At 62.5% G+C, this 24,440-nt stretch carries 20 protein-coding genes; 6 read left to right on the top strand and 14 right to left on the bottom strand.

What is annotated here, in order from left to right; genetic code table 11:
- Positions 1–20: 20 nt before the first annotated feature.
- Positions 21–884, bottom strand: a complete 864-nt coding sequence (locus JQ629_RS19535) for a DMT family transporter (RefSeq protein ID WP_249135156.1) — start codon at positions 882–884, stop codon at positions 21–23.
- A 213-nt stretch (positions 885–1,097) separates the two neighbouring features.
- Here JQ629_RS19535 and JQ629_RS19530 point away from each other — a divergent pair, with 213 nt between their 5' ends.
- From JQ629_RS19530 to JQ629_RS19520, 3 genes are all read left to right on the top strand, one after another.
- Positions 1,098–1,505: a response regulator gene (locus tag JQ629_RS19530; protein WP_212414040.1), complete on the top strand. Its 408-nt coding sequence runs from the start codon at positions 1,098–1,100 to the stop codon at positions 1,503–1,505.
- A 14-nt stretch (positions 1,506–1,519) separates the two neighbouring features.
- Positions 1,520–3,754, top strand: coding sequence for a CHASE3 domain-containing protein (locus JQ629_RS19525; protein ID WP_212414039.1), 2,235 nt, complete (start codon positions 1,520–1,522; stop codon positions 3,752–3,754).
- A gap of 122 nt (positions 3,755–3,876) precedes the next feature.
- Positions 3,877–4,107, top strand: a complete 231-nt coding sequence (locus JQ629_RS19520; RefSeq protein WP_212414038.1) for a hypothetical protein — start codon at positions 3,877–3,879, stop codon at positions 4,105–4,107.
- A gap of 308 nt (positions 4,108–4,415) precedes the next feature.
- Here the strand turns inward: JQ629_RS19520 and JQ629_RS19515 are convergent, their stop codons facing one another.
- The 8 genes from JQ629_RS19515 to JQ629_RS19480 all read right to left on the bottom strand — a co-directional run bounded on the left by JQ629_RS19515 (position 4,416) and on the right by JQ629_RS19480 (position 10,938).
- Positions 4,416–4,949, bottom strand: coding sequence for a methyltransferase family protein (locus tag JQ629_RS19515; protein ID WP_212414037.1), 534 nt, complete (start codon positions 4,947–4,949; stop codon positions 4,416–4,418).
- 93 nt (positions 4,950–5,042) lie between these two features.
- Positions 5,043–5,957, bottom strand: a complete 915-nt coding sequence (locus JQ629_RS19510; RefSeq protein ID WP_212414036.1) for a heme o synthase — start codon at positions 5,955–5,957, stop codon at positions 5,043–5,045.
- 126 nt (positions 5,958–6,083) lie between these two features.
- Positions 6,084–6,377 carry a GYD domain-containing protein gene (locus JQ629_RS19505; RefSeq protein ID WP_212414035.1) on the bottom strand — a complete coding sequence of 98 codons (294 nt, stop codon included), beginning with the start codon at positions 6,375–6,377 and terminating at the stop codon, positions 6,084–6,086.
- Positions 6,378–6,410: 33 nt separating this feature from the next.
- On the bottom strand, positions 6,411–6,812 hold the full coding sequence (locus JQ629_RS19500) for a cytochrome C oxidase subunit IV family protein (protein ID WP_212414034.1): 402 nt from the start codon (positions 6,810–6,812) through the stop codon (positions 6,411–6,413).
- A gap of 9 nt (positions 6,813–6,821) precedes the next feature.
- Positions 6,822–7,544 carry a heme-copper oxidase subunit III family protein gene (locus tag JQ629_RS19495; RefSeq protein WP_212414033.1) on the bottom strand — a complete coding sequence of 241 codons (723 nt, stop codon included), beginning with the start codon at positions 7,542–7,544 and terminating at the stop codon, positions 6,822–6,824.
- 10 nt (positions 7,545–7,554) lie between these two features.
- The gene (locus JQ629_RS19490; RefSeq protein WP_212262038.1) at positions 7,555–8,259 is read right to left on the bottom strand and encodes a cytochrome c oxidase subunit 3; all 705 of its coding nucleotides are present in this window, start codon (positions 8,257–8,259) and stop codon (positions 7,555–7,557) included.
- Positions 8,256–10,031, bottom strand: coding sequence for a cbb3-type cytochrome c oxidase subunit I (locus JQ629_RS19485; RefSeq protein ID WP_212031397.1), 1,776 nt, complete (start codon positions 10,029–10,031; stop codon positions 8,256–8,258). The genes JQ629_RS19490 and JQ629_RS19485 overlap by 4 nt, the downstream gene beginning before the upstream one ends.
- Before the next feature lie 73 nt (positions 10,032–10,104).
- Entirely contained in the window at positions 10,105–10,938 is an 834-nt protein-coding gene (locus tag JQ629_RS19480) for a cytochrome c oxidase subunit II (RefSeq protein ID WP_212414032.1), read from the bottom strand.
- A 555-nt stretch (positions 10,939–11,493) separates the two neighbouring features.
- Between JQ629_RS19480 and JQ629_RS19475 the strand changes: the two genes are divergently transcribed.
- Positions 11,494–12,405, top strand: coding sequence for a DUF2189 domain-containing protein (locus tag JQ629_RS19475; protein WP_212414105.1), 912 nt, complete (start codon positions 11,494–11,496; stop codon positions 12,403–12,405).
- A gap of 120 nt (positions 12,406–12,525) precedes the next feature.
- Here JQ629_RS19475 and JQ629_RS19470 read toward each other — a convergent pair whose 3' ends face one another.
- The 4 genes from JQ629_RS19470 to JQ629_RS19455 all read right to left on the bottom strand — a co-directional run bounded on the left by JQ629_RS19470 (position 12,526) and on the right by JQ629_RS19455 (position 15,874).
- Positions 12,526–13,176, bottom strand: coding sequence for an NADPH-dependent FMN reductase (locus tag JQ629_RS19470; protein WP_212414031.1), 651 nt, complete (start codon positions 13,174–13,176; stop codon positions 12,526–12,528).
- 16 nt (positions 13,177–13,192) lie between these two features.
- Entirely contained in the window at positions 13,193–13,636 is a 444-nt protein-coding gene (locus tag JQ629_RS19465; RefSeq protein ID WP_212414030.1) for a cupin domain-containing protein, read from the bottom strand.
- A 27-nt stretch (positions 13,637–13,663) separates the two neighbouring features.
- On the bottom strand, positions 13,664–14,848 hold the full coding sequence (locus JQ629_RS19460) for an LLM class flavin-dependent oxidoreductase (RefSeq protein WP_212414029.1): 1,185 nt from the start codon (positions 14,846–14,848) through the stop codon (positions 13,664–13,666).
- Positions 14,849–14,980: 132 nt separating this feature from the next.
- Entirely contained in the window at positions 14,981–15,874 is an 894-nt protein-coding gene (locus JQ629_RS19455) for an alpha/beta fold hydrolase (protein WP_212414028.1), read from the bottom strand.
- Positions 15,875–16,269: 395 nt separating this feature from the next.
- Here JQ629_RS19455 and JQ629_RS19450 point away from each other — a divergent pair, with 395 nt between their 5' ends.
- Positions 16,270–18,762: a winged helix-turn-helix domain-containing protein gene (locus JQ629_RS19450; RefSeq protein WP_212414027.1), complete on the top strand. Its 2,493-nt coding sequence runs from the start codon at positions 16,270–16,272 to the stop codon at positions 18,760–18,762.
- A gap of 103 nt (positions 18,763–18,865) precedes the next feature.
- On the opposite strand, the gene JQ629_RS19445 is transcribed toward JQ629_RS19450, so the two are convergent.
- A complete protein-coding gene (locus JQ629_RS19445) occupies positions 18,866–19,765 on the bottom strand; it encodes a DMT family transporter (protein WP_212414026.1) in 900 nt (299 codons plus the stop codon).
- A gap of 826 nt (positions 19,766–20,591) precedes the next feature.
- On the opposite strand from JQ629_RS19445, the gene JQ629_RS19440 reads away from it, so the two are divergent.
- Positions 20,592–24,371, top strand: coding sequence for a vitamin B12-dependent ribonucleotide reductase (locus JQ629_RS19440; protein ID WP_212414025.1), 3,780 nt, complete (start codon positions 20,592–20,594; stop codon positions 24,369–24,371).
- Positions 24,372–24,440 lie beyond the last annotated feature (69 nt).

Raw genomic sequence — 24,440 nt, 5'->3', positions numbered from 1 at the left:
ATTCCGGTGCGCCGCTCTTTTCATGCGCGCAATGCCACCGCGACGCCGCCGAGCGTGATCACCAGGGCTGCGACCTCGCGCAGGCCGAGCGGCTCATTCAGCATGGCCGCCGCCGCCACCACGCCGACCACCGGTACCAGCAGGGTGCCGATCGACGCGGTCGCCGCCGGCAGCCGCTCCAGCGCTGCGAACCAGCAGACGTAGCACAGGCAAAACTGGATCAGCGTCATTTGGAGCATAGACGCCCAGCCAATCAGTGAGAGCGCCGAAAGCTGCGGCTGCTCGATCACGAGCCCGACAATCGCCACTGGCAGGCAGCCGAGGGCGACCTGCCAGGCGGCCAGCGGCAACGGCGGCATCGACAGCGGAAAATGCTTGGTCAGCACGGTGCCGAGCGCGACGCACACCGCACCCGTCAGCGCGAACAATATGCCCGGCAGCTTTTCGAAGCTGGCCTCGACGCCGTTACCGCCGATCAGCACGGCAATACCGGCCAGCGCGACCAACAAGGAGAGCGCGCGCAGCAATGACAGCCGCTCGCCGAGGATCGGCCACGCCATGAAGGCCACCCAGACGGGAATCGAGATGCCCAGCACCGCCGCTTCGCTGGCACTAAGCCATAGAAGCGCAAGCCCCATGAAAGCGGTCCAGCCACCGATCGACAGCGTCGATACCAGCAACAGCCGCAGCCACATTCCCCTGGGAACGCGCAGCGTCTCCCGCCGCGCCAGCGCGATCAACGCGAGGGCTGCAGCACCGACGATGCCGCACAGGCCGCGCGACGATAGCGGCGGCCACTCCGTCAGCAAATGTTTCATGATCGGGAAGTTGAGGCCCCAGCCCACCGAAGCGATCGACAGGACGATGAGGCCGAGCGGCGACATTCGGGGACGACCCGCTGGGCGATGGATGGACACGGCGGGTTTAGATCCGGAACCGGGGACGCATTTGTTCTTGTTCTGACACAGACTACCGAATTCGCCTCTAGGCAAATCATATATGCACTCTATCATACAGACGGCTGGTCAACGTTCCGACTTAATCCTTGTCAGGGGTTTTGCGAGTCGCCGACTGCAGCCCGAGCAAAAGGAATCCTCGTGCCGCGCGTTCTCGTGGTCGATGACGACCCGATGGTTTGCGATGCCATCGAAGTTTGTCTGCAGCGCCAGGGTTTCGAGGTCACCATTGCCGATGGTGGTGAGGCCGGGATGCAGGCGCTCGAAGCGTCCGATTTCGACGTCATGCTGATCGACGTCTTCATGCCGAACATGCGCGGGTTTGAATCAATTCGGACGTTCCGCGCGCGCCGGCCCGAGGTTCCGATCGTTGCGATGTCGGGCTACGCCTTCGCCAATAGCGACCGGGCGCCCGATTTGCTGCGGTTGACCATCGAACTCGGCGCGGCATGTTGCCTGCGCAAGCCGTTCACGCCCAACGCGCTGTTGACCAGCGTCCGCGAATGCCTCACGAAACCGATACAGTCTGCGCACCACTCGAAAAGATGAAAATAAAAGCGTCAATGCTCCCGCAGCGTATCATCCTTGGAATCGGCCTCGCGATCCTCATCCTTATCGGTGCTGCCTCCATTGGTCTCGACCTGAAGTCGCGGGCCGATACGGCTGCCGTCGACCACGCCCTGGAAGTGCTGAAGAGGATCTCGGATATCCGGCCGCTGCTGCGCCGCGCCGAAAGTGCTGCGCGCGGCTTCGCGCTCACCGGCAACCCCGACTTCGTGAAGGAATATAACGAGTCCAGTGACGCAATCCTGCCGGCCTTCGATGACCTGATCAAGACCATCGAGGGCAATCCCGGCCAAACCCAGCTGCTCGAGGAAGCCAAGGCCCAGGTGGCCCGCCAGATTGTGACGGGCGGCGAATTGATCAGGCTCAAGAATGCGGGCGACCAGGCAAGAATCGCCGCGTTGCTGGCCAATGACGAAGACCGCAAGGCGACGGAGACGATCGGTGAAAATCTGGCAAAGACCGTCGCCGAAGAGCGAAGGCGTCTCACGCTCCGGCGTACCCAGTCCGAAGCCAACGGCGGCTTCCTGCTGGCGGTTGACCTTGCTTGCGTGCTGCTGATCCTGATCCTTGCGACCGTCCTTACGCGCTCGACCGGCAGGTCACGCCGTGAGTTGCAAGACTCGCTCACTGCAACCAAGGCCACCAACGAGGCGCTGGAGGCCGCGGTCGCGGAACGCACCGGGCACCTGGTCACGGCCCACGAGGAACTCCGGCATTCGACCGAAGTGATGCAGAGCACCTTTCACAGCATGGCCGAGGCGGTGCTTGTCATCGACACCAAGGGCCGCGTGCTGCTCTCCAACCCGGCTGCGGAAAAGATGCTGCGCTACCGTCCGGGCATGACCGTGGAACTGCTGCGGCAGCTGAGCACCGTCTTTCGTGCCGACGGCGTCACGCCGCTGCCCACCCGGGAGATGCCGGCGGCGCGTGCGTTGCGCGGCGAGGAGTTCGACGCCACCGAAATCGTGGTGCGGCCCAAGAGCGGCAACGCGCCGGTTCACCTCGTCATCAGCGGCCGGCCGCTGCGCGACGCATCGCGCGCCATCAGCGGCGCGGCGTTGCTCTATCATGACATCACCGCGACGCGCGAAATCGAGCGCAAGCTGCAGCAATCGCAAAAACTCGACGCCATCGGCAAACTGACCGGCGGCGTCGCCCACGATTTCAACAACATGCTGACCGTCATCACCGGCACCACCGAAAGGCTGGTCGGCGCACTCGAAGACCAGCCGGCGCTGAAAAAAACCGCCGAGCTGATCGACGTGGCAGCGGAACGCTGCATCGAGCTGATCCAGCATCTTTTGGCATTCGCGCGCCGGCAACCGCTTCAGCCGCGCAATATCGACGTCAACGGCACCGTCCTCGACATCGCCAAGCTGCTGCGCCCTACCCTCGGCGAACACATCGAGATCGACTCGATCCTCGAGCCGGAGATTGCGGCCGCGCATATCGATCCGTCGCAGCTGGCGAACTCGCTGCTCAACATGGCGATCAATGCCCGCGATGCGATGCCCGACGGCGGCAAGCTGTTGCTGGAGACCCGCAACGTCGTGCTCGACGAGGCCTATGCGCAGGCCAATCCCGACGTGCTGCCCGGCCCGTACGTGATGCTCGCGGTCAGCGACACCGGCACCGGCATGTCCAAGGAGATCCAGGACAAGGTGTTCGAGCCGTTCTTCACCACCAAGGAAGTCGGCAAGGGTACCGGCCTCGGCATGAGCATGGTCTACGGCTTCGTCAAGCAGTCCGGCGGCCACATCCGCATCTACAGCGAGGAAGGCCACGGCACCACGATCAAGCTGTATCTGCCGCCCGCCCGCAGCCAGGCGCCGGCGGCCGTGGTTGCGGCCGCGCCACTGGTCGGCGGCGCCGAAACCATCCTGGTGGTGGAGGACGATGATCTGGTGCGCAACTTCGTCACCACGCAGTTGCAGACCCTCGGCTACCAGACCCTCGATACCGCAGACGGTCCCTCGGCGCTGCAGGCCGTGAAAAACGGCCTGCCATTCGACCTGCTCTTCACCGACGTGATCCTGCCCAACGGCATGTCCGGCAGGCAGCTTGCCGACGAAGTCGTCAAACACCGGCCCGGTATAAGAGTGCTGTATACCTCTGGATATACCGACAACGCGATCGTGCACCAGGGGCGGCTCGACCCCGGCGTCTTGCTGCTGAGCAAGCCCTATCGCAAGTCGCAGCTGGCAAAAATGATCCGCCAGGCGCTGGATTAGAGCCTTATCGGTTCAGATTGAATCCGAACCGCGGACTCATTACCGCGTAGGAACGAATCGTACCATCTGGCACTTGAATCCCGGTTCTGTTCGGCGTGGCAACCATGAACTGAGAGGCGAAAATGTTCCTGATGGGGCTTGGCGCGCTGCTCGTTCTCGGCGGGATGTTGTACATGGCACGCACCGCTATTTGGCGGGGATCGCTCAGCGGCCCGGACTCCTCCCGGCCGGTTCGCGGCACTCTGGAGCCGCCACGGCGCAGCCTCCGATTCCTGGGCCTGGGAACGAACTGGCCGGGCATTCTCCTTATGGTGATCGGTGCAATTCTGTTGGTGTCGGGCTCGGGTTTCTAACCTTGCCACGGGTGCGCATGCAAACAATGAACAGCGCCGCGGCGTCAAAGTCGAACCGGTGAAGTGCGGATGGCAGTCCGTTCAAATGACCCAACGGCCCCGGAGCAATCCGGGGCCTTTTTTGTTCGATCAACGTTGGCTAGCTAGGGTCCAGACTCAATTGATTAAAGCCAGAATGCCACGGCGGCAACGAGGCACAGGGCTGAGAAGTAGTTCCGAGCGAGTTGTCGTAGCGCATTGCGATGCGCCTGAAGTCCTTGACCGACGATCCCGCTCTGCTTCTCGTCCTCGCAGCGGCGAGCCACCGATCATTTCGACCGCCATGGGGTCATCCGCGGTATCCAGCGCGGGACGGCGGCGCGGAACGCCTCGTACTCTCTTCCAAACGTCTGCTCGAGCGTGGGTTCTTCGTACGCCACGACGAAGGCGTGGAAGGCGAGCCAGAGCAGCGCGCCGTAGACGATGAGGCGCCAATCGCCCATCAGCACCGCTTGACCCAGGATGATGGCAACGACCGCGACGTATATGGGATTACGCACATAACGGTAGAGACCGGTCACCACGAGATTCCGGGTCGGCGCGATGGGCGCGGGGGTGCCGAGACCCTGCAGCGCGAAACGCGCAAATGCGTCAACGAGTCCAGGCACGCCTGCGAGAATCATTATCGCGCCGATGCCGCGCGTCAGCTCCAGACCAAGGAACGGCGGCCGGAGTTGCCAACCCGTGATCGACCATGGAACGAGCCCCGCCAGCATACATGGGGCGACCACGAAGAAAACCGCCGAGCCCAGGACGGCAATGGTTCGTTGCACAGCGGTTCCCGACACTCGCTGCGAGCTCATTCCAACCTCCCCTTCATGGTTTCCCGTCGTCATCCGGGTGCCGACACGCTCGCCAACCCGTTGAATCTCAACATGGCCAATTGGGTCTTAACCCTAGTGGGACTGAGCGGAGGGTACGGCATTCATCAGCAACACACCAAAAAGAAGGACCAGATAGAGCATCGAAAACACGAACAGCCGACGAGCGGGCCGCCTTTCCTTCCCGTCGTCGCTCCGACGTAATTGCCATGCGAGAAAAATCATGATCGCGCCAAGCATCGCTGCAGCCGCGCCATAGATGGCGCCCGCAAACCCCAGCGCCCAGGGTGTCAGCGAGATCGGAGCCAGAACAACGCTATAGAGAAGAATCTGGCGCTTTGTTTCGGCCTTGCCGGCTACGACCGGCAACATCGGCACCCCGGCTCTGGCATATTCTCCGGCAAGATTGAGCGACAATGCCCAGAAGTGGGGTGGCGTCCACAGGAAGATGATCAGGAACAGGATGAGCGGCTCGACCCCGACGCTTCCCGTGGCCGCAACCCAGCCGATCACCGGAGGGAGTGCGCCAGCCGCACCGCCAATGACGATGTTTTGCGGTGTTCGGCGTTTGAGCCAAATCGTGTAGACGACGACATAGAAGAAAATTGTGAAAGCCAGCAGCGCAGCCGCGGCCATGTTCAGCAAGGTGCCGAGGGCCAGAATGGCGCAGATTCCGAGCATCAATCCGAAAACCAATGCTTCCGGGCGTGATACACGGCCGCTCGGAATCGGACGCATGGCGGTACGCGCCATCACCGCATCGATGTCGGCGTCGTACCACATATTGAGCGCACCTGCGGCGCCCGCTCCGGCGGCTATGCAAACAAGAGCAACGGCACCGGCGAAGGGATCGATGTCGCCTGGCGCGACCATAAGACCAACCAGTGCGGTAAAGACGACCAGCGACATAACGCGCGGTTTCGTCAGCGCGACATAGTCCCCGATGCCGGCGTAGCTCCCGCGAAGGAGAATCGAACGATTGATTTGCATGAGATTAGTGCCTCCTCTTGCCGGCGACATGGGCGGCGTCTGCGTAGTAAAAACCGATGCGATCGTCCTGAAAGCTCCCTTTGCAAAACCAGCTCTGAAAAATTCACGAGCATACCGTTGTGCTGTCTAGCCCAGCGATTTGATGATTTCCCGATAGGCTGTTTCAGGAAACGCTTTCAGCGTGCGCGTCCGGATGTTGCCCTGCATGCCCAGCTGCATGCTGAAACGTGCCGCGACGGCGTCATCGGGAGCTTCGTAGATCGCGACGATGTCAAAGTCGCCCATGGTAAGAAAAAAGAATTTGAACTCGCCGCTCATATCCTTGAGCGCTTTCTTTGCTGCGTCCAGACGGTTTGGCGAGTCCTTCACCTTCAGGATGCCCTGCTCGGTCCAGCTTGCAAGCATGACATATGTGGTCATGGCCATCCTCCATTCGGCACGAGGCAGCAGCGCCTACGTCGCAGGCGCGAAGAACAGGACCCGGATGAGGTGCGTGTAGTCGGATTCGAACACCATGATCGCCACGAACACCAGCACCAACACCGGCGGCAGCAGGATGGCGTAGCTCAAGGCCAGCCGCTCCCAGGCCATGTGCATGAAGACGGCGACGATCAAGCCGGCCTTCAACACCATGAACAGCAGGATCAGCGACCATCTGAGATAGCCCTGGAAGTGAAAGTAGTCGACGAGATAGGAGCAGGCGCTGAGGACGAACAGCCATCCCCAGACCACGAGATAAAGCTTGATCGGGTGCTGCTGGCCCTCTGCATGCGTGGCTCCTGATGCGGGCACGTCATGCACATGCGCGTGCAGCGAAGGTTGCTGGGCTTCCAGATGTACCGCCACGTTTGTCATGCGCCGACCTCACCAAAGATAAAAGAAGGCAAAGATGAACACCCACACCAGATCGACGAAGTGCCAGTACAGGCCCATGATCTCGACGATCTCGTAGTGCCCCTTTCTGCTCGTGAAGAAGCCGCGCCTTTCGACGTCGAAGTCTCCCCGCCAGACCTTTCGCGCGATGGCGATCAGGAAAATCACGCCGAACGTCACGTGCGTGCCGTGGAAGCCGGTGATCATGAAGAAGCTCGAGCCGAACTGCGCGGCGCCCCAGGGGTTTTCCCAGGGCCGTACGCCCTCCATGATCAGCTTGGTCCATTCGAAGGCCTGCATTCCGACGAACGTTGCGCCAAGTGCCGCCGTGACCAGCATCAGGACTGCGGTTTTGACGCGATCGCGGCGGTAACCGAAATTGACGGCCATCGCCATGGTGCCGCTGCTGGAGATCAGGACGAAGGTCATGATGGCGATCAGGATGAGGGGTATATGGTGCCCCGCAATCTCAAGGGCGAATACCTCGCTCGGATTCGGCCACGGCACCGTCGTGGACATTCGCGCGGTCATGTAGGACAGCAAAAAACAGCTGAAGATAAAGGTGTCGCTCAGGAGGAAGATCCACATCATGGCCTTCCCCCAGGAGACATTCTTGAACGCACGCTGATCCGAAGACCAGTCGTCGGCAATGCTCCGCAGGCCGGCGGTCCGCGCGGGCGATTCTCCAGGGTTTGTCAGCACAGTTTCTGCCATCTGGTCTCTCCTAGGTGAGCAACCGGCGACAGATGTCGACGAAATCGTCCGTCCAGCCCGTCAGCAGACCAAGCAGGACCAGCCAGACCAACAGCAGGAAGTGCCAGTAGATCGTGCAGAGCTCCACGCTCAGGCGCACCTGGGCCATCTCGGCGCCGCGCCACACCCTGGCAGTCGCTCTGCCGAGCGCCACCAGACCGCCCATCAGGTGCAGCCCGTGCGCCGCGGTCATCATGTAGAAGAAGGAATTGGCTGGATTGGACGCGACGAAATAACCCGCTGCGCGCAGCTGTTGCCACGCCAGCAGTTGCCCAATCAGGAATGTAACCGCGGACGCGCCGCCTGCGCAGAGGCCGACGATCACGCCGTCCATGTTGTTCCGGTGCGCGGCCACATATGCCCAATGCAGCGCAATACTGCTCAGGACCAGGACGCCCGTGTTGAACCACAACAGCGAAGGCACGGGCATCGTGCGCCAGTCCGCCATGTTCATGCGCATCGAGTAAGCGCTGATGAAGAGTGCGAACAGCGAGCCGGCGACAGCGAGAAACACGCCCAGTCCGATCTTGGCTGCCGGCAAGGTGACTGCACCAGTGCCCGGGAAATCATCGATCGAACCTTCTTCCAGCCAGGGTTTGGCTGTCAGCCGTTGCTGCGAGAGCCACCATCCGACGATGACCGTTATCACCGCCATGAACAGGATGATGGCGCTCACGGCGCAGCTCCCTGAACGGCCGGCGTCGCCCGCGGCTGGTTCTGCGGAATGAAGTCCTGCGCGGCACCGGGCACGCTGTAGTCATACGCCCATCGGTAGACCACCGGGAGCTCCTTGCCCCAGTTGCCGTGCCCGGGCGGGGTTTCCGGCGTCTGCCACTCCAGTGTCGTCGCCCGCCATGGATTGCCACCCGAAGGCCTGCCCTTGAACAGGCTCCAGACAAGATTGAACAGGAACACCATCTGGGCGAAGCCCACGATCAAGGCCATGACGGTGATAAAGGCATTGAGCGTATGGGTCGATGACGGGATGAACGCCGCCTCGCCGATGTCGTGATACCGGCGCGGAACGCCGAGCAGTCCAATGTAATGCATGGGGAAGAAGATCAGATAGGCGCCGAGGAACGTCACCCAGAAATGAAACTTGCCCATCCAGTCATCCAGCATTCGCCCGGTGACCTTGGGGTACCAGTGATAGATCGCGCCCAGCACGACCATGATTGGCGCCACGCCCATCACCATATGGAAATGCGCGACGACGAACATGGTATCCGAAAGCGGAACGTCCACGACGACGTTGCCGAGGAAGAGGCCCGTGAGCCCGCCGTTCACGAACGTGATGATGAAACCGAGGGCGAACAGCATCGGGACGGTGAGATGAATGTCGCCGCGCCACAGGGTCAGCACCCAGTTGTAGACCTTGATGGCGGTCGGGATGGCGATGATGAGCGTCGTGGTGGCGAAGAAGAACCCGAATTTCGGGTGCATGCCGCTCACATACATGTGGTGCGCCCATACGACGAAGCTGAGAGCGCCGATTCCCACGATCGCCCAAACCATCATGCGATAGCCGAAGATGTTCTTTCGCGCGTGGGTAGAGATCAGATCGGAAACGATGCCGAAGGCCGGCAAGGCGACGATGTAGACTTCCGGATGGCCGAAGAACCAGAAAAGGTGCTGGAACAGGATCGGGCTGCCCCCGCCATACTTCATCTGCTGGCCCATCTCGACGAGTGCGGGCATGAAGAAGCTGGTTCCCAGCAGACGGTCGAACAGCATCATGACCGAGGCGACGAACAGCGCCGGGAAGGCCAGCAGCGCCATCACGGTGGCCGTAAAAATGCCCCACACCGTCAGGGGCATCCGCATCAGCGTCATGCCGCGTGTGCGCGCCTGCAGCACCGTCACCACATAATTCAACCCGCCCATGGTGAAGCCGATGATGAACAGGATCAGGGAGACCAGCATGAGAACGATGCCCCAATCCTGCCCGGGGGTACCGGAGAGAACCGCCTGCGGTGGGTAGAGCGTCCAGCCGGCGCCGGTGGGCCCGCCAGGCACGAAAAAGGTCGACGCCAACACCAGGACTGCGAGCAGGTAGATCCAGTAGCTCAGCATGTTCACGTAGGGAAAAACCATGTCCCGGGCGCCGACCATCAGCGGGATAAGGTAGTTGCCGAAACCTCCGAGGAACAATGCCGTGAGCAAATAGATCACCATGATCATGCCGTGCATGGTGATGAACTGGAGGTACTGGCTTGCATCGATAAAGGAAAACGTGCCGGGAAATCCCAGTTGCAGTCGCATCAGCCACGACAGCACCAGGGCCACCAGCCCGATTGCGGACGCCGTCAGCGAGTACTGGATGGCGATAACTTTGGCGTCCTGCGAAAAGACGTACTGCGTCCACCAGCTTCTGGGATGATAGAGCTCGACCTCCGGCACTTCGGCAGGCGGAGCGTCTGCGCGTGCGTCATATGGGACATCGACCATAGAAACCCTCCTTGGTCGTTTCCATCGGGGCGATGAGTTCACGCGCCCGATTGATCTTCGCAGCGGCGCCTTCCTACTTGCCGCCGGATTTGAACGTCGCCTTCGTCACGGCGTTTCGGCCTGACAATTCTGCAAACGTCTGCTGCTGCTCCAGCCAGGCGTGATATTCGCTTTCTTCCTGGACGATGACCTTGGCCCGCATCTGCGCGTGCGCTACGCCACACAACTCGGCGCAGAGCACATCAAACGTTCCGGTTCGGATCGGGGTCATCCAGAAATAGGTGACCATGCCAGGAACCATATCCATCTTGGCCCGGAACTCGGGCACATAGAAATTGTGCAGGACATCGAGGGAGCGGAGCAAAACCTTGACCGGCTTCCCGATCGGGAGGTGCAAGTCGCCGCTTTCGATCACGACGTCGTCTTGTCCATGCGGATCGTCGCGATTCAAGCCCATCGGATTTTCGGGACTGATGTTGCGGACATTGGTTGTGCCCATCCGGCCATCCTTCCCCGGGAGGCGGAAGCTCCATTGCCACTGCTGGCCCATGACCTCGATCTCGGTGGCATCAGCCGGAACCGTGACGAACTGGTGCCAGACAACCAGGCCCGGCGCCAACATGGCTCCGACGCCGACCGCAGTCCCGATGGTGAGCCACCATTCGAGCTTCTTGTTTTCGGGATTGTAGGCCGCCCGCCTTCCCTCCTTGTGATGAAAGCGGAAGACGCAATAGGCCATGAACGCGATCACCGCGAAGAACACCGCGCCGGTGATCCAGAAGGTGATGCTGATGGTGTGGTCGATGTAGCTCCAGTTGGTGGCGATCGGCGTCCACCACCACGGGCTGTAGATGTGAAACAGCACCGAGCCGACTGCGACCAGAAGCAGTATGAGTGCGACAGCCATCCTTCAGTCCTCCTTGCCATTCAAGGCAACGGAGACGGATTAAGGGCGCAGCTCGCACTATCACGATGGCCGACTTCACATGCGCCATCGCAGTGTGTCTTGCCTCGCCCATTTGACCGGTCGCGACATCCAAACGTGGCACGGAGCACACGTTACGACCGCTAACCATCGGATCCGGGGCGTCAGAGAGTAAGATGGTACGCGTCCAGCCGCGCGTCAATAGATGATAGAGGACTACCTCGTCGGAGCGCCAGACTGATGCCGCAAGCAGCGCGTGTCAGCCGGCACAGTCGTTCGATGATGACGCAACGCACCAAATGACTAAGCCAATGACTGCGAACGTGCACACTTCACCGAACCGTGAGCGCTGCCTGATCCCAATCGCGTTAATCTGGCGCTGCAGGTCGCGACAAGTTTCGTCCGGCTAAGCTCCTCTTCGTTGACCTCGGGTTTGCCGTACTCGGCTCGATCGCGTTTCTCGCACATAGCGACGAACACGCGTGCTTGGAAACTCGCGTCGTTTACGCCGCGACTTTCAGCACGGGAGGTGCGTCGATGGCCACTCTGTATTCCGACAACATCGCAAGAGTTGGACGCCACGTATTCGGGGACGCGGCCACATATCCGATTCGCAAAATCGGACTGTCCGACCTGCACGAGGCGCTGCGCCTGGGCTGGGAAGACTTCAAGGCAATGCCAAGCCACGCGGTCGTCGTGTGCGTGATCTATCCCGTGCTCGGTCTTGCGCTGTTCAGGATGGTGCTTGGCTATTCGGTACTGCCTCTGCTGTTTCCGCTGGCGGCCGGGTTTGCCCTGCTTGGACCGTTTGCCGCGATTGGTCTGTACGAGCTCAGCCGCCGCCGCGAGCGCGGCGAGGAAGTCGACGTATCGAAAGCCCTTCACGTGCTGCGCGCGCCGGCTTTCGGCGCCATGATCGAACTCGGCATTCTCCTGCTCGTCCTGTTCGGGGCCTGGATCGGGGTCGCGAACGCCATCTACGTTTCAATCTTCGGCCACGCTCCGGCGGCGAGCATCCCTGACTTCGCAACGCGCGTGCTGACGACGCCGGAAGGATGGTCGCTCATCATCGTTGGTTGCGGCGTCGGTTTTCTGTTCGCGGTCGTGGCCCTGTGCGTCAGTGTCGTATCGTTTCCGCTGATGCTTGACCGGCATGCGACTGCGATAGACGCGATCCGGACGTCGATCTGGGCCGTGATGAAGAATCCGGTTCCAATGGCCGCGTGGGGGCTGATTGTCGCGGCGCTGCTGCTGATCGGTTCGCTGCCGCTGTTCGTTGGGCTGGCCGTCGTTCTGCCGTTGCTCGGTCATGCCACCTGGCATCTGTACCGGAAAGTGGTGGAGCCGGATCCCAATCCTCCACAGGAGGAAGAACCCCACCTGCGCAAGGGACACCGCTACGCCGCGGATTTCCCGGCCAATCTCTTCCCGTGGAGCCGTGAGAAGTGAGAGCAAGTGAAGCTGCCGTACGCCACATAAGCGATGGAGGGCGGAGCGGGCTAGACCACGCGGGCAAACGCAGGCGACCTCGATCTGGTCGTCCGTGAAGAACGCAGATCTGACGTTGCACTAACCCGAACACCGGGGAACGGTGCGGCCAAGAACAGGCAAGACGGCGGCACGCTCGCCGTCTGCCTGCAGCGCATACAGCGCCCTCGCGAAGTTGACGACCTGATGGGCCATCACATCGAGATTGCGCGCGACATCGGCATCGAGGCACATCTCCCCGTCGAACACCTTGTTCCCCGTATTGATCATGACACCGAGCGGCGTGTTCCAGCCGCGCAGGGAATGAACCACGGATCGCAACGCCGAGAGCGTTGCGCCGGCCGCCTGCCAGCCGCCTGCACAGGCGATGGTGCCGACGGAGCGCTGGTCGAAATAGACGCGCGCATCGCTCTTCATGTCCTCGGTGTAGTCGAGCGCATTCTTGATGAGGCCGGAGATGCCGCCGTGATAGGCGGGTGCCGCCAGAACGATGCCGTCGGCGTCCCGCAGCGACTTGACGAACTCGGTGGCGCGTTCATCCCGCACTTCATCCGACGGATTGTAGAGCGGGAACGACAGGGACGGCCCGTCGAACATGCGAACGCGCGCGCCGGCCCGAGCCGCGACCTTGAGCGCAAAGCGCGCGGCCAATTCCGACGATGAGTTCGACCGGTGCGTGCCGCCGATCCCGACGATCAGGGGCGCGCGCGGTTCTTGGAATTGAGCGTTCATCTGCCGACCGAACGTCTCAGGTGCCGGGAGGCGGCAGGAAATCGACTTCGTGCAAGGCCGCGAGCCGCACGACCTCCACCGGATCCGGCACGTTGTGGATCGCCTTGAACAGCTCGAACAGCTTGCGGGTCGGGGACACCCAGAACAGGCACTTCACCGTCTGGCCAGACTTGTTGAAGATGCCGTGCGGAATGCCCTGCGGCATGCGGGCGAGATCGCCGGGGTTGGCCCGGCTGTCCTTGCCATCGAGCCAGAAGTCGAGCGTGCCTTCCAGCATATAGACGAATTCGTCCTGGGTCGGATGCACATGCGGCGGCACGAACGTGTCCGGCGGAAACGTCGCGTGCCAAGACAGCGAGTTCTCCGACAGTTGCTTGGGCACGTAGGTCTGCCCGAGGATGTTCCAGGTGATGTCCTGCACACCGGATGCAGCGGTGGTGATGCCGGGCGTCATGATCATGGTAGCGGTCCTTTGCGGTTGGCGCTGTTATTCGGCGGCGACGGAAAGCCCGGCGCCTACCAGGTGGCGCCGCTCTTTCAGCATCGGGATGACCTCGTTGGCGAGGCCGGTGATCGTGCGGACGACCTTCCAGTGCGGCATGTTTCCGCGATGGATCTGGAAGATGATGCGGCTGGTCTGGGCCTCTTCCGCCCATTTCTCGATCGAATCGGCCACCGTCTTCGCGGTGCCGGCGACGACGCGAAACTGCTGCCGAATCTGCGTCCAGTCGAACGCGCCGCCGTGGCTGGACGGCAGCATGCGTCCGTTACGCTTCTGGAACTCCTCCATGGACAGATACCCGGGCGCATCGATGAAGCGGCCGGCACGCGTCAGCGTCGTAAAGAAGTAACGCACATGCGGCTCCATCTCGGCCAGCGCGCTCTCGTCATCGTCGCCGATGTAGCACATGCAGACGATCGGCACCTGCTCCGGCCGGATCGTATGGCCGTAATGCGCGGCGCGCTCCTTCAGCGTCTTCTGCGCCGCCAGTTGCGACGCGATCGGACTGAAGGTCGACGAATAACCGAAACCCATTTCGGCCGCGAGCTCGATCGTGCCGGGGCTGCCCGAGCCGACCAGATAGACCGGCGGATGCGGCTGCCGATAGGGGCGCGGCCAAATGTTGAGGTAGCGATAGTTGTAGAACTGCCCGGAGTGACGGACGGGACCATCCTGCGTCCACGCCTTCATGATGACTTCGAGCGCCTCGCGCTGACGTTCGCGCGCCGTCACTGGATTGACGTTGCTCGCCCAGTATTCCATCGGCGTGCCCAGCGGGAATGCGAATTCCATGCGGCCGCCGGACATGACGTCGAGCATCGCATAGGATTCGGCGAGGCGATGCGGGTGGTCGAGGCCGGGCGGCGTGCCCATCACGCAGATCTTGCCCCTGGTCTGCGGGATCAATGCGCCTGCCAGAATGCCCGGCACCGGCATCAGGCTGTAGGGCGTGTTGTGGTGCTCGTTGATACAGACGCCGTCGAAGCCAAGCTTGTCGGCCAGAACCAGTTCTGACAGGTAGCGCTCGTAGTAGGCATGCCCCTTCTTGGGATCGAAGTGCTTGTTCGGAAAATCGACCCACAGCGACTCGTATTCGTCGATGTTCTCGGGCAGGTCGTAATACGGCATGAAATGCCAGGCGAGGAATTCGGTATTCGGGAGAATGGGCATGAGGTCCCTCTTCAGTTGCCGGGGTCGTGAGCGACAGGCGGATTGTCCATCAGGCGCCGATCGGCGCGGCGGTAGTCGCCGCCTCCGACGCTTCGTGCGCGCCGAATCTTGCGCGGGACATTCCGGGCGCGATCATGAGCCACGGGATGACGGCGAATACCGCCTGGAGGCCAATGACTTCGACGCCTTCCCGGTGATGGACGCAGCAGCTTTCGCTGCACCCGGCTCTGCCTTCAGAAATGTCAGAACGATATCTGCGGCGGCGTCCTGCTCATCGAGCGGCAGATGGCCGACGCCCTTCATAACCTCGAGCCTGGCGTTCGGCAGCAGACTCAACCAGACATTTGCCTGTGCGAGCGGCTTGACGCGATCGCCCTCGCCCCACAGCAGCAGCGTGCTGGACGTGATCCTGTGCAACCACAGTCCGAGCTTGGCATTGCCGGGCCGTTCCCATGTCAGGCGGGCCGACGACGTGGTCTCACGGTAGCGCAACGTCATGAATTCGAGGTCGTGCCCCTCCGGCATGAACGGTGTCAGCACCGCAGGGTCCGCGACGAGATAGCCGGCGAGATCCTTGGGCGGGACGCTGAACAGATCCGTCGACGGCAAATCCTTGGCGATGAGACCGCCGGGCGAGACCAGCACCAGCCGTGCAATCCGTCGAGGTTGCATGATCGCTATTTCTGACGCGATCCAGCCGCCGAGCGACGAACCAACCAGATTGATCTGCTCGAGGCCGAGTGCATCGAACAGATCGAGATAGTGCAGGACATAATCCTGGATCGACTCGATGCGGCTGTCGTCGGCCGACTCGCCGAAGCCGGGGTGATATGGAAGGATGACCCGGTGGGTCTTGATCCATTGCCGCGCGAAGCCGAAGCCGGTGAACGTGCCGGAGCCGTGAAGATAGACCATCGGCTCGCCGATTCCAGCGCTGTAGACCACCGTTGTGATGCCGTTGATGTCGATTTCCTGCCGCTGAAATCCCTCGAGCGCCTGTTTCGTCCGGTCAAGTACCGATGCCATTGAACCCTCGATCCGCCTGAGCCGTGGATGCGCGAAGGCTAAGGGCGGATGTCGAGGGCGTCACCTATCGAAAGATAGCGAATGCCATTTCTGACGTTGCGGCGTGATTTCCACGTTCCCAGCAGGTGTTGCAGAGCGTCGGGACGGGCCTGATGGCATCGATCTTGCAGCGCGCCAACAACCCGTGGGTGGAAGCAATGACCGACTATATCGTTGAGGATATTTGGGAATTCCAGACGCCTCCAACATCGGGCCGCGCGTCGCACATTCCGGAATATTCCTCTGCGCACGCCCTGCGCATGAAATCGGCTCCGGTTCGATCATCCTTCAGGTTAAAGGACGCAACGCTTTCGCCTTTGACAATGATCAACGCGCCGTCGGGCTATGGAAAGTCCATGCTGTTGCGCCAATGGGCGGCGGAGCTGGCAGACGCCGGCTCCCCGCCACTCGCCATCGTGATCGACCAGGAAGGTGCGTCCTTGCCCCAGGGCACCGCACACCGGCCTGCGATCACCCGGCTGAGCGATCACAACGCGCTGATCCCGTTCATCCGCAACTGGCTCGACACCCGCGCCCGCGGCGTCGTAATGATCGACGACGGTCACTTGCTGTCCGATGCGATGGCGCGTGAGATCTGCGCCCTCTTCCTCACCATCGACCTCCACGACCATGCACTGGTGTTCGCGACACGTCGCCATGGCATGATTCCGCTCGCGCGCGCACGCGTGCTGCGGCTGGTTCGCGATATCGACGCCCGCGAATTGAGGTTGACGCGCGACGACCTGCAGGCCCATGCACACCATGCATTTCGGCTGACGCTGGATGTCCATGCCGCATCCGAACTCCTGCAGGCCACGGGTGGCTGGCCGGTGGCGGTCGACATCTATCTGCGCCGCGCCGAGCAGATCGGACCCGCCGCCATGCTGCGCGAATTGCAGCGCGGTTCGCGCCTGATGGACGACTTCTTTGCCGAAGAAATCATGCAGCCGCTCCCGATGCAGCTCCAGGACTTTCTCGTCGACTCGTCCGTGCTCGGCACACTGACGGCGGATGCCTGCAACGCGGCGCTGGGGATCGACGACGGCGGCGAACGGCTCGATGAGGCTGTGCGCGCCGGCCTGTTCATTGAAGCCATGGACGGCTGCAAACGGGATTTCCGGCTGCTACCCCTGTTTTCGGAGTTTCTCCGTTCGCAACTGCGCCGGCGCGGACGTGCGAGGCACGACGCCATCGCGCTCGACGGCGCCGCCTGGTTCGAGCGCAACGAGCGATTGCCGGAGGCGTTCGACTGCGCGGTGCGGGCCCAGGACTGGAACAGGGCGGCCACTCTCCTGGATATTTTCGGCATCCGCGGATCGCTGGCCAGACGGGGCGAACTCGTCACTGAGATGGCGCTGGAACTGCCCCGGGACGTGCTACGACGGCACCCGCGCGCCGCGATCTTCGCCGCGCGAGGCGCCAGCGCGGGATGGCGTTTTGGATTGGTCGAGAACTTCCTGCAACTGGCCGATGAGGCGCCGCCGCGAGACGGAGCGGGCGAAGTCGAAAGCCTCGTCATGCACGGCCGGATGCTGGCTGCGCAATACGCGGACGACCAGATCGCCGCGGGACGCAAGTGCCTCGATCTGCTCGAGCGCATCGATACGTTCGATCATTTCACGCGCGGCACCATCTTCGGCTCGTTGCTCTATGCAAGACGCGAGCAGTTCGATTTCACCGATGCGATCGAACTGGAATTGTCGGCCGTACGCGAGTTCAATCTCGGCGAACGCCGACTCGGAATGGTCTGGCACCTGTCGGTGGTCGGCCCGACGCATGCCATGCGTGGCGATCTGAGCACCGCCACGCGACGCCTCGAAGAGGCCTCGACAATCGCCGCAGGGCTGATCGATACGGATTGGATTGCATCGGTCCCCGCCTTGCTGAAGGCCGAGATCTGCTATGAGCGCAATCATCTCGTCGAAGCCCGGGCCTTGATTGATCTGCATCGTTCAGCGCCGCTGGTTGGCATCATCGACCAGTATGTCGCGGGCTACGTCACCGGCTCGCGGTTGCTTTGGCTCGACGGCGATGTCGCGGCTGCGCATCGCCGCCTCGACGACGGCATGGCGCTTGCGGAAAGTCGCTCGCTGGAGCGCCTGCGCCAAGCCATGATCGGCGAACGCATCAGACTGTTGCTTTCTGCCGGGCAGCAACAGCGCGCGCTCGGGTTGGGACGGCAGGAAAACCTGCTGGGCGCATCCGCCGCCGTTGCGCCCAGCGCGCACTGCACGACACGCGACGAGATGCGCGCGATAGCTTGGTTCCGTCTTGCGCTGGCGCGCGGCGAATTCAGTCAGGCCATCGACGCCGGACAGGTCTGGAAGCGGTTTACGGCCAAGGCCGGCGCCATGCAGTCAGCCATGCGCTGGGAAATCCTGCTCGCCCAGGGCTACGCCGCGCAGGGCCAGACCGCCCGCGCACAACGCGAACCGCGCAGCGCGCTCGATCTGGCCGTGACGGGCGGCTATGTCCGCAGTTTTCTCGACGAAGGCGATCACATCCGTCGCTTGCTGCAGGAGCAACTGAAGGCATCCGCCATCCACACCAGCGCGACCGACGACTTCGTTGCGGGATTGCTGCAGGCAGGGGAACAAGGTCGCGCCGACCTGGCTCCCGCGGCCGGGACGACGACCAGCACTCCGCGAGGCGGTATCGAGCCGCTGACGAAAGCCCAGATCACCATCCTGCAGATGGCCAGCGCCGGGCTGCAAAATCGCGAGATTGCCCAGCGTATCGGTATGACGGAAGGCTCCGTCAAATGGTACATGCAGCAGATCTTCAACAAGATCGGCGTTCGCAAGCGGGCGGGAGCGCTGGACCGAGCCAAGGCACTTGGACTGGCCTGACTCAACCCTCATGGTGGAGAGCGCGGCAACGCTGCGTCTCGAACCACGAGGCCCCCGACGATAGGGCCACCCTTTACATCTGAAAACGTGGCGCGATTCCTCCTCACGACCGCGTCGCCAGCACCACGCCCGCCAGCGTGAACAGCAGCGCCACGATCTGGACCGGGCCCAGCGGCTCGCCCAGGGCTGCGGCCGAGGCCACCACGCCGATCACCGGCACCGCCATGGTGCCGATCGCGGCGACCGAGGCCGGCAGCCGCGACAGCGCGGCAAACCAGCTGACATAGGCGATGCAGAACTGGATCACGGTGGAATAGATCAGCAGCCACCAGCCGATCTGGCTGACCTTGCCCAGATCCGTGGTCTCGATCGCGAGGCCGACGATGGCGACCGGAAAACAGCCGAGCCCGATCTGCCAGGCGGCGGCCGGGATCGGCGGCATGTCGAGCGGCAGTTTCTTGGCCAGCACCGTGCCGAGCGCAAAGCCCATCGAGCCGGCCAGCGCCATCAATATCCCCGGCAGTTTGGCCGCGGACGCCGTCACCCCATTGCCGCCCATGATGGCCGCTAAGCCTGCGAACGCCATCACAAGCGAGACCGTGCGCAGTAAAGTCGGCCGCTCGCCCAGCACCGGCCAGGCCAAGAGCGAAGCCCAGACCGGCATGGTGTAGGCGATCAGCGCGGTTTCGCTGGCTGGCAGCCACAGCAGCGCCAGCCCCATCAGTACCATCCAGCCTGTGACGTTGAGCAGCGCCGCCAGCATCAGCCGCGGCCACAGCGCCCGGTCGACCCGCAGAGTCTGCCCCCGCAGCAGCGCCAGCGCCGCCAGCAGCAAGGCGCCGATCACCCCCGTGACGCCGCGCAAGGTCAGCGGCGGCAGTTCGCCGAGCAGGAATTTTGTGACCGGCCAGTTAAAGCCCCAGCCCACCGAGGTGATGGCGAGGAACATGAGGCCGGCGGGTGCGATACGCGCACGCGCAGCTGGTGGCACAGGCTCTGTCATGAACGACCGGCAAGGACCGAAAAGGAATCGGAGAAAAGGGAATCGGCTCAAGAATCAGCCGGGGGAATCGGCGGCGACTGTGGCCCTTATCGGGGCTAGCTACCATCGGCTCGCCGGCATGCCAGCTCGGAGTTCTCCGTAGCCTTACGTGAGTCTTGGGAGCGCAATCCCGGAAGGCCCGGAACAGGCGAATAAATACTTGTCCTGTGAACAGCCGGGAGAAGCCTGCGCTCCACAGGCCGGCAACTTTTTTTTCCTTGTCGAATCTGTGAGGACTCACTGATACTTGGGCCGATCACAGGCGCGAGATCACCCCCTGATATCCCCCTCTTTCCACCATATTTAGTATTTGATTCAGGAACTCGTACTAGTCCTTGACGGGCGTAACGGACTTGGCCTAGCTTTCTTCCTGTTCGGCGCGAGTGTGTTTTGGGTCCCCGCCGGTCATCCCAAATGGGTTCCGAAACGACCACTCCGCCCGCCAGTTAAGGCTGCGGGAGAGGACTTTTTGCCCTCAAAAACCGGGCAGTTCGGGGCGCGAAAACGGGGCCGCAAGGCCCGAAAAAGAGGGCCGGAACAGGCCCAGAGTGACGCGGCAAGTGAAGCGTTGGGGCGTTGATTGCATGACCTGGAAGGCCCGGATCGGGGGCCAGGAAATGCCAGAGAGACAGACCGGGTTCACCGGTTGAGCTGCGGATCAAGGGATCAGGGTTGCCAAGGCTATTCTTATAGTCCCGACGCAGCCATGGTTCGGGAGGTCCGCTCAAGGATAACATTCCGGAACCCGCGACAATGCGGACCGGTCAGAAGAAGACGGGGCACGACCATGCGAATCGAACGGCGCAACACGACTCAAGGCCAGTCACCCTACGCAGGGATTGATTTCAGATTAACGACATCGGAGATCCGCAATCCCGATGGTTCGATCGTGTTCCGGCTGGAAAACGTCGAGGTGCCGCAGTTCTGGTCGCAGGTCGCCTCCGACGTCCTGGCGCAGAAGTACTTTCGTAAAGCGGGCGTCGCCGCACGCCTGAAGAAGGTCGAGGAAGAGACCGTGCCGTCCTGGCTGTGGCGCTCGGTGCCCGACACCGAGGCGCTGGCCCTGCTGCCTGAGAACGAGCGCTTCGTCAGCGAACTCTCGGCCAAGCAGGTGTTCGACCGCCTCGCCGGCTGCTGGACCTATTGGGGCTGGAAGGGCAGCTACTTCTCGAGCGAAGAAGACGCCCAGGCGTTCTTCGACGAGCTGCGCTTCATGCTCGCAAAGCAGATGGTCGCGCCGAACTCCCCGCAGTGGTTCAACACCGGTTTGCACTGGGCCTACGGCGTCGATGGCCCCGGCCAGGGCCACTACTACGTCGACTGGAAGACCGGCAAACTCACGAAGTCAAAATCGGCCTACGAGCATCCGCAGCCGCACGCCTGCTTCATCCAGGGCGTCGATGACGACCTCGTCAACGAGGGCGGCATCATGGATCTCTGGGTCCGCGAGGCCCGCCTGTTCAAATACGGATCCGGCACCGGCTCGAACTTCTCGCGCCTGCGCGGCGAAGGCGAGCGCCTGTCCGGCGGCGGCCGCTCGTCCGGCCTGATGAGCTTCCTCAAGATCGGCGACCGCGCAGCCGGCGCGATCAAGTCCGGCGGCACCACGCGCCGCGCGGCCAAGATGGTCGTGGTCGACGCCGATCACCCTGACATCGAGACCTATATCGACTGGAAGGTGAAGGAGGAGCAGAAGGTTGCGGCGCTCGTCACCGGCTCCAAGATCAACCAGAAGCACCTGAAGGCCGTGCTGAAGGCCTGCGTCAACTGCGAAGGCTCCGGCGACGACTGCTTCGATCCCGAGAAGAACCCAGCGCTCCGCCGCGAGATCAAGCTCGCGCGCCGCGCGCTGGTGTCCGACAACGTCATCAAGCGCGTGATCCAGTTTGCCAAGCAAGGCTACAAGGACATCGACTTCCCGACCTACGACACCGACTGGGATTCGGAAGCTTATCTGACCGTCTCAGGCCAGAACTCCAACAACTCGGTCTCGCTGAAGGACGATTTCCTCCGCGCTGTCGAAACCGATGGCGACTGGAATCTGATCGGCCGCACCAGCAAGAAGGTAACGAAGACGCTGAAGGCCCGGGATCTCTGGGAGAAAATCGGTCACGCCGCCTGGGCGTCGGCCGATCCCGGCCTGCACTTCAACACCACCATGAACGACTGGCACACCTGCAAGGCGTCCGGCGACATCCGCGCCTCCAACCCGTGCTCGGAATACATGTTCCTGGACGACACCGCCTGCAATCTGGCGTCCGCGAACCTGATCACGTTCTACTCGACCACGACAAAACGCTTCGACGTCGAGGCGTATGAGCATCTCTGCCGGCTCTGGACCGTCGTGCTCGAAATCTCCGTGATGATGGCGCAGTTTCCGTCGAAGGCGATCGCCGAACTCTCCTACGAGTTCCGCACGCTCGGCCTCGGCTTTGCCAATATCGGCGGCCTGCTGATGACCATGGGCCTGCCCTACGACTCGAAGGAAGGCCGCGCGCTGTGCGGCGCGCTGACCGCGATCATGACCGGCGTGTCGTATGCGACCTCGGCCGAGATGGCCAAGGAATTGGGCCCCTTCCCCGGCTACAAGAAGAACGCAGCCCACATGCTGCGCGTGATCCGCAACCACCGCCGCGCCGCCCATGGCGAAAGCCGTGGCTACGAGGCGCTCGCCGTCAACCCGGTGCCGCTGGATTACGCCAGCGTGCCGCAGACCGACATCGTCGAGCACGCCAAGGCCGCCTGGGACCTCGCGCTGCAACTGGGCGAAGCCCATGGCTACCGCAACGCGCAGACCACGGTGGTGGCGCCGACCGGCACCATCGGCCTCGTGATGGATTGCGACACCACAGGCATCGAGCCTGATTTCGCGCTGGTGAAATTCAAGAAGCTCGCCGGCGGCGGCTACTGGAAGATCATCAACCAGGCCGTCCCGGTGGCGCTGCGCACGCTCGGCTACCGCGAAGCTGATATCGCCGAGATCGAGGCCTATGCCGTCGGCCACGGCTCGCTCTCCAACGCGCCCGGCGTCAACGTCTCCACCCTGAAGGCCAAAGGCTTTACCGACGAAGCATTGGCAAAAGTGGAAGCCGCGCTGCCGACCGCCTTCGACATCAAGTTCGCCTTCAACAAGTGGACCTTTGGTGAAGAATTCCTGCGCGAGACGCTGAAGCTGGCGCCGGAAGTCATCGCCGCCCCCGGCTTTGACCTGCTCGCCGCCGTCGGCTTCACCAAGCGTGAGATCGAAGCCGCCAACGTGCACATCTGCGGCGCGATGACGGTGGAAGGCGCGCCGCATCTGAAGGCCGAGCACTATCCGGTGTTCGACTGCGCCAACCCCTGCGGCAAGATCGGCAAGCGTTATCTTTCCGTGGAGAGCCACATCCGCATGATGGCGGCCTCGCAGCCCTTCATCTCGGGTGCGATCAGCAAAACCATCAACATGCCGAACGACGCCACCGTCGAGGATTGCAAGTCCGCGTATCTGCTGTCCTGGAAACTGGCGCTGAAGGCCAACGCGCTCTACCGCGACGGCTCGAAGCTTTCGCAGCCGCTGAATTCGCAGCTCATCTCCGACGATGACGACGAGGATGATGCGACCGACGCGTATTACGACAAGCCGATGGCGGCGCGCACCGCGCAGGTCTCGGAGAAGATCGTCGAGAAGCTGGTCGAGCGCATCGTCGTGATGCGCGAACGCGAGAAGATGCCGGACCGCCGCAAGGGCTACACCCAGAAGGCGGTCGTCGGCGGGCACAAGGTCTATCTCCGAACCGGCGAATATGACGACGGCCGGATCGGCGAGATCTTCATCGACATGCACAAGGAAGGCGCGGCGCTGCGCTCCTTCATCAACAACTTCGCGATCGCGGTCTCGCTCGGCCTGCAATATGGCGTGCCGCTGGAAGAATATGTCGACGCCTTCACCTTCACCCGCTTCGAGCCGGCGGGTCCCGTGCAGGGCAACGACAGCATCAAGTACGCGACCTCGATCCTCGACTACGTGTTCCGGGAGCTTGCGGTCAGCTACATGAGCCGCTTCGACCTCGCCCATGTCGATCCCTCCGAGTCGAATTTCGACGCGCTCGGCAAGGGCGTCGAGGAAGGCAAGGAGCCGGACGGCAGCCAGGGCCACCACCAGGCCACCAAATATCTGTCCAAGGGCCTCACCCGCTCGCGCACGGATAATCTGGTTGTCATGCGCGGCGGCTCGACCGCCGTCTCCTCCGGCACGGACTCGGCGCCGACAGGCGGCTCCCGCGTCACCTCGCTCGCCGCCCACGGCGCCACCTCCCGCGCAGCCGACGCCGTCGAAGGCGCCGTCGCCCTGAAGCAGGAAGCCCAGCACGATCTGTCCCCGACGGAAAAGCTGGAAGCCCTGCAATGGAGCAAGGCGGGCGCGGCCCAAGCCGCCCAGCCCACCGTGACCAAAGCCGAACGCCGCGCCGAAGCGAAAGCGCGCGGCTACGAAGGCGAGATGTGCGGCGAGTGCGGGAATTTCACGCTGGTGCGGAATGGCACCTGCATGAAGTGCGATACGTGTGGAAGCACGACGGGGTGTAGCTGAACTGTTAGCGATCGTCATGCCCGGGCTTGACCCGGGCATGATGATCGAAAAAGCGATACAACTCGTGGA

The organism is Bradyrhizobium sp. AUGA SZCCT0222 (genome assembly GCF_018130205.1).
Taxonomy (GTDB): Bacteria; Pseudomonadota; Alphaproteobacteria; order Rhizobiales; family Xanthobacteraceae; genus Bradyrhizobium.
The sequence above is the reverse complement of the archived record's forward strand: the minus strand, read 5'-3'. Positions and strand labels throughout refer to the sequence as shown.